At 60.9% G+C, this 12477-nt stretch carries 13 protein-coding genes; 9 read left to right on the top strand and 4 right to left on the bottom strand.

Going from position 1 to position 12477, the window contains the following annotated elements:
• Positions 1 to 762: LytTR family DNA-binding domain-containing protein (locus HMCN_RS0108490; RefSeq protein ID WP_025916983.1), on the bottom strand; the 762-nt coding region annotated here is incomplete at its 3' end.
• Positions 759 to 1811 (bottom strand): sensor histidine kinase, encoded by a 1053-nt coding sequence (locus HMCN_RS0108485; protein WP_238552046.1) that lies wholly within the window; start codon positions 1809 to 1811, stop codon positions 759 to 761. The genes HMCN_RS0108485 and HMCN_RS0108490, both read right to left, overlap by 4 nt.
• A gap of 253 nt (positions 1812 to 2064) precedes the next feature.
• Between HMCN_RS0108485 and argH the strand changes: the two genes are divergently transcribed.
• From argH to HMCN_RS0108455, 6 genes are all read left to right on the top strand, one after another.
• On the top strand, positions 2065 to 3459 hold the full coding sequence (gene argH / locus HMCN_RS0108480) for an argininosuccinate lyase (protein WP_025916981.1): 1395 nt from the start codon (positions 2065 to 2067) through the stop codon (positions 3457 to 3459).
• A 66-nt stretch (positions 3460 to 3525) separates the two neighbouring features.
• Entirely contained in the window at positions 3526 to 4683 is a 1158-nt protein-coding gene (locus tag HMCN_RS0108475) for an ABC transporter substrate-binding protein (protein WP_025916980.1), read from the top strand.
• Between the two features lie 217 nt (positions 4684 to 4900).
• Complete coding sequence (locus HMCN_RS0108470) at positions 4901 to 5782, top strand: branched-chain amino acid ABC transporter permease (RefSeq protein WP_025916979.1); 882 nt, start codon at positions 4901 to 4903, stop codon at positions 5780 to 5782.
• A gap of 12 nt (positions 5783 to 5794) precedes the next feature.
• The gene (locus tag HMCN_RS0108465; protein ID WP_025916978.1) at positions 5795 to 6679 is read left to right on the top strand and encodes a branched-chain amino acid ABC transporter permease; all 885 of its coding nucleotides are present in this window, start codon (positions 5795 to 5797) and stop codon (positions 6677 to 6679) included.
• On the top strand, positions 6679 to 7440 hold the full coding sequence (locus tag HMCN_RS0108460) for an ABC transporter ATP-binding protein (RefSeq protein WP_025916977.1): 762 nt from the start codon (positions 6679 to 6681) through the stop codon (positions 7438 to 7440). The genes HMCN_RS0108465 and HMCN_RS0108460 overlap by 1 nt, the downstream gene beginning before the upstream one ends.
• Positions 7437 to 8162 (top strand): ABC transporter ATP-binding protein, encoded by a 726-nt coding sequence (locus tag HMCN_RS0108455; RefSeq protein WP_025916976.1) that lies wholly within the window; start codon positions 7437 to 7439, stop codon positions 8160 to 8162. Before HMCN_RS0108460 ends, HMCN_RS0108455 begins: the two co-directional genes overlap by 4 nt.
• Before the next feature lie 170 nt (positions 8163 to 8332).
• Here the strand turns inward: HMCN_RS0108455 and pmbA are convergent, their stop codons facing one another.
• A complete protein-coding gene (pmbA, locus tag HMCN_RS0108450) occupies positions 8333 to 9685 on the bottom strand; it encodes a metalloprotease PmbA (RefSeq protein ID WP_025916975.1) in 1353 nt (450 codons plus the stop codon).
• Positions 9686 to 9768: 83 nt separating this feature from the next.
• Here pmbA and yjgA point away from each other — a divergent pair, with 83 nt between their 5' ends.
• From yjgA to HMCN_RS0108435, 3 genes are all read left to right on the top strand, one after another.
• Positions 9769 to 10362 carry a ribosome biogenesis factor YjgA gene (yjgA, locus tag HMCN_RS0108445; RefSeq protein ID WP_025916974.1) on the top strand — a complete coding sequence of 198 codons (594 nt, stop codon included), beginning with the start codon at positions 9769 to 9771 and terminating at the stop codon, positions 10360 to 10362.
• The gene (gene mog / locus HMCN_RS0108440) at positions 10340 to 10960 is read left to right on the top strand and encodes a molybdopterin adenylyltransferase (RefSeq protein WP_051566858.1); all 621 of its coding nucleotides are present in this window, start codon (positions 10340 to 10342) and stop codon (positions 10958 to 10960) included. The genes yjgA and mog overlap by 23 nt, the downstream gene beginning before the upstream one ends.
• 126 nt (positions 10961 to 11086) lie before the next feature.
• A complete protein-coding gene (locus HMCN_RS0108435; protein WP_025916972.1) occupies positions 11087 to 11749 on the top strand; it encodes an alpha/beta hydrolase in 663 nt (220 codons plus the stop codon).
• A gap of 149 nt (positions 11750 to 11898) precedes the next feature.
• Here HMCN_RS0108435 and HMCN_RS0108430 read toward each other — a convergent pair whose 3' ends face one another.
• Positions 11899 to 12453 (bottom strand): YaeQ family protein, encoded by a 555-nt coding sequence (locus HMCN_RS0108430; RefSeq protein WP_025916971.1) that lies wholly within the window; start codon positions 12451 to 12453, stop codon positions 11899 to 11901.
• Between the last annotated feature and the right edge of the window lie 24 nt (positions 12454 to 12477).

Here is a 12477-nt window from a genome sequence, read left to right as displayed (position 1 = left end):
CGGCAGGCGCTCTGCTACATCGCGCAGGATCACTTGCCAGGAATCCCCGCCCCTGGCCGCCTCCTCGCCCGGCATCGCGTTCGGCCCGGCAGCACGCTCCACGCCACGGATGGCGCTGCGCGCCACCAGTGCATTGCGATGGACGCGCACGAAGCTCGACGCCAGCTCCTGCTCCAACGACACCAGCGAAGCCTCGATCAGGTATTCGCGCGCCTCGGTATGCAGGGTCACATACTTCAACTCGGCCTTCAGGTACAACACCTGCTCGATCGGCACCAGCAGCAGCCGGCCGCGCTCCTGCACCGAAAAATGCCGGCGACCCGGATCCTGACTGGCAATCGCCGGCGGCGGCAAGCGCACACTCCGCTCGGGCGCGCTGACCGGCTTAAAACGCCGCAGCGCGTCAAGCAGACGCGAGGCGCGCACCGGCTTCAACAGGTAATCGAGCGCCTGCACCTCGAAGGCGTCCAGCGCGTAGGCATCGTGCGCGCTGATGAAGATGATCGCCGGCACACGGGCATCGGCCTGGCGCCTTAATTGCGCCAGTTGCGCAGCCAGTTCGATCCCGCTGATGCCGGGCATCTGCACATCCAGCAGCAGGATGTCGGGCTTGCTTGCGGCAATGCCGGTCAGCGCCTGAGCGGCGTCCCCGGCTTCGCCGACGATCAGATGCGGGCATTCTGCCGCGATGTCGCCCAGCAGGGTCGTCAGTCTTACGCGCGCCGGAGCTTCGTCGTCGGCAATGAACAAACGCAATGTCATGTCGGACTCTTCAAGTAGGGAAACCGCAGGTGCACATTGAATTTCCCATCCACCACCGAGGTGGATAGTTGTGCCTCGACATCGAACAATAGCGCCAGCCGCTCGCGGATATTCTGCAGCGCCAGATTGTTGCCGGACGCACCCTGGTCCTGACCGTGATAGGGATTGGCGATGACGATGTCGATGCGATCGATCGATCGGTTCAGTCGCACCGAGATCAGGGACGGCGCCGGCACCGGCTCGACGCCGTAATGCACCGCGTTTTCCAGCAAGGGTTGCAGCAACAGCGCCGGCACTTGCGCGCGGCGCAGCGTCGCATCGCTGACATTGCCCCGCTCCCAGCGCACTTGCAGGCGTTCGCCCAGGCGAATCTTCTCGATCGACAGATACTGGCGGCACAGCCGGAGTTCTTCTTCCAGGCTGGTCATGTTGCGCGCATCGCGCATCAGTACGCGAAACAAGTCGGCCAGGTCTTCCAGCGCGGCTTCGGCCTGGCGCGGCGCGGTGCGGATCAGCGACAACACCGCATTCAGGCTGTTGAACAGGAAATGCGGCCGGATGCGTGCCTGCAACGCTTGCAAGCGTGCCTCCACCAGCGCCGGCGAAAAGGCGCGGGTGCGCAGCTCGAAGTAATGCTGCAGCGCGATGCCGAACAATGCCGCCGCCAGCAAGCCGTTCAGCACGGACAAATGGGCAAAACTGCCGGCGAACCAGTCGAACGAAGACAGGAAGCGGATGACGGCCGCCGTCACCAGCGCCGGCACCAGCGTGCACAGGATGCGCTGCGCCCACAGGCGGGTGTGGCGCACCAGCGCCAGACGGCGTACGCCGCACAGCGCCAAAAGCGACCACAGGCAGGCCAGCTCAACCACGAGCGCCGATTCGACAAAATCGATCAGGCCCGCCTGCCAGCCGTCACTGCGCAGCATGACCGCGATCAAAACTGCCAAGTTGACCGCCAGTATCGAGCGGAGCACCACGCCGATATTGCAACAGTCGGGGATGACCGTCTCCATTGCGGCACTGCGGGGAACCGTAAATAACGACATGGGCAAGCGTCAATCTGATTGGAGAGCAAGAAAGCAGAAACTGCACTGAAAATATACTACACAATGTATTTTTTAAATTCGCAATATAATTATGCGGAAATCGCGTATTTTTCCAGCATACCCCAACACTAACTTCTATCGATGCACGTGAGTAGGCCGGGTCCGGCGCAGTGGCCGAACTTATTTCCGCCTGCTTTGCGCAAGTCCTATTTATAATCGTGGGATTCACCCAGCCCCACACTCGGATCCAATTATGACAGCACAACTCTCCAAAAAAAGCGAAGCGTGGTCGGCGCGTTTCTCCGAGCCGGTATCCGATCTGGTCAAACGCTACACCGCTTCGGTATTTTTCGACAAGCGCCTGGCCTTGTTCGACATCGAGGGCTCGCTCGCGCATGCCGAAATGCTCGCCGCCACCGGCATCATCAGCGCCGCCGACCAGGCCGAAATCGTGCGCGGCATGACGCAGATCCGCGCCGAAATCGAAGCCGGCCGGTTCGAATGGCTGCTCGATCTGGAAGACGTCCACCTGAACATCGAAAAACGCCTGACCGAACTGGTCGGCGACGCCGGCAAGCGGCTGCACACCGGGCGCTCGCGCAACGACCAGGTCGCCACCGACATCCGCCTGTACCTACGCAGCGCGATCGACGACGTCAGCGCGCTGCTGCGCGCCCTGCAGTTGGCGCTGCTGGACCTGGCCGAACAGCATGCCGCCACCATCATGCCGGGCTTCACCCACATGCAGGTGGCGCAGCCGATCACCTTCGGCCACCACATGCTGGCCTATGTCGAAATGTTCAGCCGCGACGCCGAGCGCATGGCCGACTGCCGCAAGCGCGTCAACCGCCTGCCGCTCGGCGCTGCCGCGCTGGCCGGCACCACCTTCCCGATCGACCGCGAACGCGTGGCCAAGACGCTCGGCTTCGATGAAGTCTGCCGCAATTCGCTCGACGCGGTATCCGACCGCGACTTCGCCATCGAATTCTGCGCCGCCGCAGCGCTGGTGATGACGCATGTCTCGCGCATGTCGGAAGAACTGATCATCTGGATGAGCCCGCGCGTGGGCTTCATCGACATCGCCGACCGCTTCTGCACCGGCTCCTCGATCATGCCGCAAAAGAAAAACCCGGACGTGCCGGAACTGGCGCGCGGCAAGACCGGGCGCGTCAATGGCCACCTGATCGGCCTGTTGACCCTGATGAAAGGCCAGCCGCTGGCCTACAACAAGGACAATCAGGAAGACAAGGAGCCGCTGTTCGACACCGTCGATACCCTGACCGACACGCTGCGCATCTTCGCCGACATGGCCACCGGCATCACGGTGAAAGCCGACACCATGCGCGCCGCCGCGCTGCAAGGCTTTGCCACCGCCACCGACCTGGCCGATTACCTGGTCAAGAAGGGCTTGCCGTTTCGCGATGCACACGAAGCAGTGGCGCGCGCGGTGCGCACCTGCGTCGATCGCGGCTGCGACCTGACCGACCTGACGCTGGAGGAACTGCGCGCCTTCTCGGCCCTGATCGAAGCCGACATCTTCGCGGTGCTGACGCTGGAAGGCTCGGTCGCCGCACGCGACCATATCGGCGGCACCGCGCCCAAACAGGTGCGTGCGGCGATTGCCGCCGCGCGCCAGCGCTTGGGCTAGGCAGCGCGCCGATCCACCGTATCCATTACCGCTCAACAACAATTATTCACCACCACGGAGGACAGTATGCAACGCAAAAATCTGTTGAAAAAACTATCGCTCGCGCTCCTCTGCGCAGGCCTCGCCGGCAGTGCAATCGCCGCTGATGTCAAACTCGGCGTCGCTGCCGCGCTGACCGGCCCTGCCGCGAAATACGGCATCGCCATCAAGAACGGCTTCACCCTGGCCGCCGATGAAATCAACGCCAAAGGCGGCGTCAACGGCAACAAACTGGTGCTGCTGGTGGAAGACGAGCAAGGCAAAAAAGAAGACGCGATCAACGTCTTCAAAAAGCTGATTTTCCAGGACAAGGTGCTGCTGGTGTTCGGGCCGACCCTGTCCAACTCCGCGTTCGCGGCTGACCCGATCGCCAATGCCGCCAAAGTGGTTGCCTTCGGCACCAGCAACACTGCCGACGGCATTACCGCCATGGGCCCGTTCACGTTCCGCAACTCGGTAATGGAAGCCGACGTCTTGCCGGTCACCACCCGCGCTGCCGTCAAGCATTTCGGCCTCAAGAAAGTCGCGGTGATTTATGGCAACGACGACGCGTTTACCAAGAGCGGCTATGACGTTTTCAAGGCAACGCTGGAAAAACAGAAAATTGCCGTCACCAGCACCGAGACCTATGCCAAGGGCGACGTCGACTTCAAGGCGCAGCTGACCAAGATCAAGGGCGGCAATCCGGATGCCATCGTCTGCTCCTGCCTGGCAGAGGAAGCCGCCAATATCATGCTGCAAAGCCGCACGCTCGGCATGAAGCAGCCGTTCATCGGCGGCAACGGCCTGAATTCGCCAAAACTGTTTGAAATCTCCAAAAAGGCCGGCGACGATACCGTGATGGGCAGCCCGTGGTCATCGGAAAACACGGCCCCGGCCAACAAAGCTTTCATGGCTGCCTACAAGGCCAAGTTCGGCTCCGACCCGGATCAGTTTGCGGCACAAGCGTTCGACGCGCTGCACATCGTCGCTGCCGCGTTGAAAAACGTGAAGCTGTCGAATGCGCTGGACAAGGATCGGATTGCGCTGCGTGATGCCCTGCCCGCCGTCAAGATCGATGGCGCTACCGGCAAATTTGCCTTCCGCAAGGCGCCGGCAGCCGGCGGCAAGGAAGTCGGCTACGACGCCCAGCAGGAAGCCATCGTCAATATCGCCAAAAACGGCAAGTTCGTGCTGTTGAAATAAGCGGCGACCCGGGCGCCAGGTCGTGCGCCAACTCATGCGCCTGACGGCCTGCCGGCCGGGGCCAGGGTTCTTTCGCAAATCTGACGCGAAAAACCCTGGCCCCGCGGGTTTAACAGACAAGAAATTTGCAGTCACCGATCTCCCCGGCAAACAGTCATGGCGCAATCGCCGTGCGCGCTATGTTTGCAGTGTTAGAAAACAGCAGGACCATACCCTTATGCTTGAACAACAACTTATCAACGCCCTCTCGCTCGGCAGCGTATATGCGCTATTCGCGCTGGGCTTCACGCTGGTTTTCGGCGTGCTTGGCGTCATCAATCTGTCGCATGGCGCCATCTTCATGCTGGGCAGCTATGTCGCACTGCTGCTGGTGGACCAGCTTGCGATGCCGCTCTGGGTCGGGCTATTGGCAGCGATGCTGGTGACAGGCCTGATTGGCCTGATCGTCGATTATCTGGTGCTGAAACCGCTGCGCGCGCGCAACGCCCCGCACTTGACGCCGATGATCGCGACGATCGGCGTTGCCATCATCCTGACCAACCTGGCGCAAGGCCTGTTCGGCGCAGAAAACAAGCGCTTCCCGGTCGGCACCATCCCGGAAGACAGCATCACCCTGGGCCATTTGCACATCACTGCGGTACAGGTCGGCATCGTCGTGATTTCCTTTCTGTTGATGCTGGTATTGCTGGCGATCATGCGCCGCACCCAACTGGGCCGCGCGCTGCGCGCCATTGCCGAGTCGCCGAAAGCTGCATATCTGCTCGGCATTAATGTCGAAGGGCTGTTTTACCTGACCTCGTTTACCGCCGCCGCACTGGGCGGCGCCGCCGGAGTGCTGGTCGGCCTGTCGTTCAATGCGATTTCGCCGTTCATGGGGCAGCCGATGCTGCACAAAGGGATTGCCGTGATCATCCTGGGCGGCATGGGCGACATTCGCGGCGCCATGATTGCCGGCTTGTTCCTTGGCTTCGCCGAAGTATTGACGGTGGCCTATATTTCAAGCGATTTCCGCGATGCGGTGGGATTCGGATTACTGTTTTTGATTTTGCTGATCCGGCCTTCGGGCATGTTCGGCAAAGTGCTGGAAAGAAAGGCGTAACAGATGGGTATGATGGAGTGGTGGGACGGATTCTGGGCGACCTATAACACCGTGATTTTCGGCATCGGCATCAACGCCATGCTGGCCCTGTCGATTTACGTAACCCTGTCATGCGGCTTGCTGTCGCTGGCAAATGCTGCATTCATGGGCATCGGCGCTTACACTGCGGCGATGATCAGCATGCAGACCGGCTTGCCGTTTCCGCTGGCGCTGGCTGCCGGCGGCCTGTTGCCGGCGCTGGTGGCTCTGATCATCGGTATCCCGACGCTGCGCCTGTCCGGTGTGTATCTGGCGATGGCAACCCTCGGCTTCGGCGAAGTGGTGCGGGTCGTCGTTTTGAACATCGAGGTGACTGGCGGCCCGATGGGACTGAACGGCATTCCGCTCAAGACCGAGTGGTGGCACATCCTGCTGCTGCTCGCAGTCACGCTGTATGTACTGGCGCGGATGCGGCGCTCCAAAATCGGCCGCGCCTTTGAAGCGATCAAGGCCGATGAGGTGGCGGCACGCCTGATGGGCGTCAACGTCGCCGGTTACAAGCTGCTGGCATTCGTAACCGGCGCAGCGATTGCCGGTGTCGCCGGCGGTCTGAATGCGCATTACACCTTCACCATCGGGCCCGGCAACTACGCGTTTGAAAATGCGGTCGAGATCCTGACCATGGCGGTGTTCGGCGGCACCAGCAATCTGATCGGGCCGACCATCGGCGCCGCTGTGCTGACGCTATTGCCGGAAATTCTGCGCGCCTTCAAGGACTTCCGCCTTGCCGCCAACGGCCTGATTCTGGTGCTGGTGGTGCTGTACCTGCCCAAGGGCATCTGGGACCCGCGCCGGATGCGCGGATTTTTCCAGCGCCGGAAAGCGCAACCACAGCAGCCGGCGAAAAGGGTTAACTGATGCTGAAACTTACCAACATAAGCAAGAACTTCGGCGGCCTGCAAGTGCTGCAGGACGTCAATTTCACTGTCCCGCAAGGCGGCATTTTTGGCCTGATCGGCCCTAACGGCGCCGGCAAAACCACGGTGTTCAATCTGGTCACCGGATTGCTGCGCGCCTCCGGCGGCGAGATCCAATTCGATGGCCAGGACCTCGGCAGCGTGGCGCCGCACAAGATCACCAAGCGCGGCATCGCCCGCACGTTCCAGAACATCCGCGTGTTCAAGGAAATGACGCTGCTGGAAAACGTCGTGGTCGGCATGCATGATCAGATGAGTTACGGATTTGCCGGCCTGCTGTTCAATCTCGGCTCCTACCGCCGGATCGAAGCCAAGGCGCGTGACCGGGCGCTGGAACTGCTGTCCTGGGTGCGTCTCGACCACAAGGCAGAGATGCTGGCCGACAGCCTGTCGTATGGCGAACAGCGCAAGCTGGAATTTGCCCGCGCGCTGGCGACCGAGCCCAAATTGCTGTTGCTGGATGAGCCGGTAGCGGGCATGAATCCCTCGGAAAAAACCGAATTGATGACCGAAATTCTGAATATCAAGCAGCGCGGCTACAGCATCTTCATGATCGAACACGACATGCGTTTCGTGATGGGCCTGTGCGACCGCATTGCCGTGCTGAATTTCGGCCGCATCATCGCCGAAGGCACGCCGGATCAGATCAAGAACAACCCGGAAGTGATAGAAGCCTATCTGGGCAAGGAAGAAATGGAATGAAAGCAAGCACCAACCCGATTTTACGCATCCAGGATCTGGCGGTTGCCTATGGTCATATCGAGGCGGTCAAGGGCATCGACCTGGTGCTCAATGAAGGTGAAATCACCGCTCTGGTCGGTGCCAACGGCGCCGGCAAGAGCACTGCCTTGCTGGCGGTGTCCGGCTTGTTGAAGCCGACCCGCGGCAAGGTGCTGCTGGACGATATCGATCTGACCAGGCTATCGCCGCACAAGATCGTCCAGAGCGGCGTGGTGCAGGTTGCCGAAGGCCGTGCCATCCTGACCACGCTGACGATTGCCGAAAACCTCGCGCTCGGGGCCTATACCCGCAAGGACAAGGCGCAAGTGGCCAAGGATCTGGAGTGGGTGTACTCACTGTTTCCGGTATTGCAGCACCGGATGGACGGCCTGGCCGGCAATCTGTCCGGCGGCGAACAGCAGATGTTGGCGATCGGCCGCGCGCTGATGGCAAAACCACGCGTCCTGTTGCTGGACGAGCCGTCGATGGGCCTGGCGCCGCTGCTGGTGCAGGAAATCTTCCGCATCGTCAAGGAAATCAACAGCACCGGCCAGACCATCCTGCTGGTCGAACAAAACGTCCGCCAGGCGCTACGCATCGCGCAGCATGGCTACGTGCTGGAAACCGGCAAGATCGTGCTGGCCGATACCGGTAGCAACCTGCTGCACAACCCGAAAGTGCTGGAAGCCTACCTGGGCGGCTGACATGCTGGATTTTTCGTCAGGCCGCATTCCGTGAATGCATATAAAGAGGGGTATGTCTAAAATTCTCTTTATTTACATGCGGAAAACGGTGCAATCCTATTGGGGTATGTGAATCCACCAGGGCTTGCCCCTGGGCGACCAATATGCCAGGAACACCCGGCCGAGGTGAATCAGCCCCCTGCCACCGTCATGCTTTCGATCAGGATCGAACCGGTCTGCTTGCTGCCACGATCAAGCTTGTCGGTGCCGACTGCGACGATTTGGCGCAGCATGTCCTTCATGTTGCCGGCAATGGTGATTTCCTCCACCGGATACTGAATCACGCCGTTTTCCACCCAGAAGCCCGATGCGCCGCGCGAATAATCGCCGGTGACATAGTTCACGCCCTGCCCCATCAGCTCGGTCACCAGCAGGCCGGTGCCCATTTTCTTCAGCATCGCCTTGAAGTTGTCGGTGCGCTTGGTCAGATTTGATGTCAGCGCCAGGTTGTGCGAGCCGCCGGCGTTGCCGGTGGTCTGCATGCCGAGCTTGCGGGCCGAATAGCTGGACAGAAAGTACCCCTGCACCACGCCATCCCGGACCACCTCGCGGCGCTGCGTCTTGACGCCTTCATCGTCGAACGGCGAAGAGCCGACGCCGCCGATGATGTGCGGATCTTCCAGAATCTGTATATGCGATGGAAACACCTGCGTACCCAGTGAATCGAGCAAAAAAGTTGACTTGCGATACAGCGCGCCGCCCGACACCGCCTGCACGAAAGTGCCCAGCAAGCCGGCTGCCAGCGGCGCCTCGAACAACACCGGGCACTTGCGGGTATCGAGCTTGCGTGCGTTCAGGCGCGCCAGTGCGCGCTCGGCCGCATAGCGGCCGATTTCCTCGGGCTCGGCCAGCTTGTTCGGATTGCGCATCGACGAGTACCAGTCGTCGCGCTGCATCTTCGCGCCACGGCCGGCGATCGGCGACACCGAAATGGTGTGGCGCGAATACGGGTAGCCGCCGATGAAGCCGCGGCTGTTGGCCGAGACGAAATGCGACTGTTGCACATACACGCCGGCGCCTTCGCTGTTGGTGATGCGCTTGTCGACCGCAAACGCGGCCGCTTCGGTACGCTGCGCCAGCAAGACCGCCTGCTCCGACGAGATGGTCCACGGATAGCACAGGCGCAAATCACGCGGCGCCAGCTCCAGCATGTCGGCGTCCGGCAGGCCGGCGCAATCGTCCTCAGCCGTAAAACGGGCAATGTTGTAGGCCGCTTCCACCGAGGCGCGCAGTGCATCTTGCGAAAAATCGGAGCTGCTGGCATTGCCGCGCTTCTGGCCGAGATACACGGTCACGCCCATGCCCTTGTCCTTGTTTTGCTCGATGGTCTCGATCTTCCCCTTGCGCACCGAAACCGACAGGCCGCTGCCTTCGCTGAAATCGACCGAGGCATCCGATGCGCCCGTCTCAAGGGCGATGCGCAATACGTCGCGCGCCAACTGCTTCAACTGGTCCTGGCTATGAATGAATACGGAGTCGCTCATGGGCTTGTTTTCTTCGGATGATCACTAAAGGAGTTATCATAGCAGTCGTTTACAGAATGGCTCACTGCCACCCTCAATTCATTATGCCAAATCCCAACCGAGGCGCTTGCGGCTTCCAGTCCAGCGAATTCGAACAAGAATACGATCGCCCGTCGAAGTCGCAACTCAAGCGTGAAATGACCGCCCTGCAAAAACTGGGCCAGGAACTGATCGACCAGCCGCGCGACCGCGTCAAGCGGGTGCCGATGCCGGAAGATGTCAAGGACGCGATTCTCGAATGCCAGCTGATCAAGGATCACGAAGGCCGTCGCCGCCAGTTGCAGTATGTCGGCAAGAAGATGCGCTCGCTGGACGAAGAGGAACTCGCGGTCATCCAGCGCGCAATGGACAGCTGGAAAGGCTTGTCGAAGGCGGACACCAGCGCCATGCATGCGCTGGAACGCCATCGCGAACGGCTGCTCAAGGACGATGCCGCGCTGACGCTGCTGCTGCAGCAGCATCAGGAACTCGATGCGCAGCACCTGCGCACGCTGATCCGCAATGCGCGCAAGGAGCAGGCCGAGAACAAGCCGCCCAAGGCGTACCGCGAAATTTTCCAGATACTCAAGCAACTGCAGACCAAGGCCTCCGGACCGGACGACCAGGACGACCAGAATGACGACAGCGAAGAAGAGTAATCCCGACCAACTGCGCATCGGACTGGTCTCGATCTCCGACCGCGCCTCCAGCGGCGTGTATGAAGACCAGGGCATCCCGGCGCTGCGCGACTGGTTTACTGCCGCACTGACCAGCCCTTGGGAGATGGAAACCCGGCTGATACCTGACGAACAGGCTGCGATCGAACAAGCCTTGATCGAACTGGTCGACGTGTTGCGCTGCGACCTGGTGCTGACCACCGGCGGCACCGGCCCGGCCCGGCGCGACGTCACGCCGGAAGCAACGCTGGCGGTGGCCAGCAAGGAAATGCCGGGTTTCGGCGAACAGATGCGCCAGATCAGCCTGAAGTTCGTACCGACCGCGATCCTGTCGCGTCAGGTGGCGGTAATCCGCGAAGCCGGCGAACATGCGGCGCTGATCATGAACCTGCCCGGCCAGCCGAAATCCATCAAGGAAACGCTGGAAGGCCTGAAAGACGCCGACGGCAGGCAAGTCGTCGCCGGCATCTTCGCTGCGGTGCCCTATTGCATCGACCTGATGGGCGGCCCTTACATCGAAACCGATGACAGCGTCTGCAAGGCATTCCGGCCGAAATCCGCAATCCGCGCCAAAGCATAAATCGTATCAACCGCCGCGATTGCCGCCCCCGACTCAAGCACTCGCGGGCAGGCTCCGGCCAGGAAGCACGGCTGATTCCACCCAATCCGACTCCATCCATTTGCGACCACCAAGAAGGTTCCCACAATGACGCTAGAAACCATCGAAATCGAATCCGCGCCCAACCCGAGCGCCGCCGTCATCTGGCTGCACGGCCTGGGCGCCGACGGCAATGACTTCGTGCCGATCGTGCGCGAACTGGATTTGAGCGGCTGCCCGCCGATCCGCTTCGTGTTCCCGCATGCCACCGCGATACCGGTGACCATCAACAACGGCTACGTGATGCGCGCCTGGTACGACATTCTCGGCGCCGACATCGCCAAGCGCGAAGACGAAGCGGGCTTGCGCAAGTCGCAGGTATCGGTCGAAAAACTGATCGCCAGGGAAATCGCGCGCGGCATTCCCGCCCACCGCATCATCCTGGCCGGCTTTTCGCAAGGCTGCGCAATGACGCTGCAAACCGGCTTGCGCCATCCAGAAAAATTAGCTGGCCTGCTGTGCCTGTCGGGCTATGCGCCTTTGAGCGAACAGATCGCCGCGGAACGCCACCCGGCCAACCAGCGCACCCCGATCTTCATGGCGCACGGTCGGGCCGATCCGATGATCCAGATCCAGCGCGCGGAACAGTCGCGCGATTTGCTGCAGTCGCTCGGCTACGAGGTCGAATGGCATGAGTACATGATGCAGCACTCGGTCTGCGCGGAAGAAATCGACGACATCGGGGTCTGGCTACAACGCGTGCTGGCCTGATTCCGCCGATGGAAAAATGCGCTGCAGGGCATTTTCGCGCTCCGCATCGCATTCAATATACCCACCAGTGTATTAATATATATCGAATTAAATAATGCGGAAATAGCATTATTTAAACACATACTCCCAAATCAATATCGACATTACCGTCAATAATGGGCCGCTGCTGGCGCCTTCAGCGTTTCTAGATCGATCTGCACCGTCTCATCGCCACCCGTCATCCAGATCTGCCCGTCCTGAATCGTGCATTGCAGCTGCATGTTGCGCTGCGCCAGTTTTGCCAGCGCCTGGCTGGTGGCTGCCGGCAGATTGAATACCGTCAGATTCCTGGCGCGCTCCAGCCGGCTGCCGATCTGGTTCCACCAGATGCTGCTGTTGCTGGCATAGCTATAGACCACCACCTGTTCGGCGCGGCCGCAGGCTTTCAGCAGGCGCTTGTCGTCGGGCTGGCCGACCTCAATCCAGAGCTGGATGGCGCCGGTCAGGTCTTTTTGCCACAGATCCGGCTCCTCGGTATCGAACAAGCCCTTGGTGAAGCTCAGCGCCTCGTGCGCATGGCGGGCGAAGGCCAGCACCCGGACCATCATGCGCTCGTCGGTTTCGGACGGATGGCGGGCGATGGTCAGGTTTTGGGTTTCGTAAAAATTGCGGTCCATATCGGCAATTTGCAGATCGGCCTTGTAGATGGTTGCTTTGAGAGCCATTGCGTCGCTTAAAAATGGGATGCG

The organism is Herminiimonas sp. CN (assembly GCF_000622895.1).
Lineage (GTDB): Bacteria > Pseudomonadota > Gammaproteobacteria > Burkholderiales > Burkholderiaceae_D > AVCC01.
The sequence above is the reverse complement of the archived record's forward strand: the minus strand, read 5'-3'. Positions and strand labels throughout refer to the sequence as shown.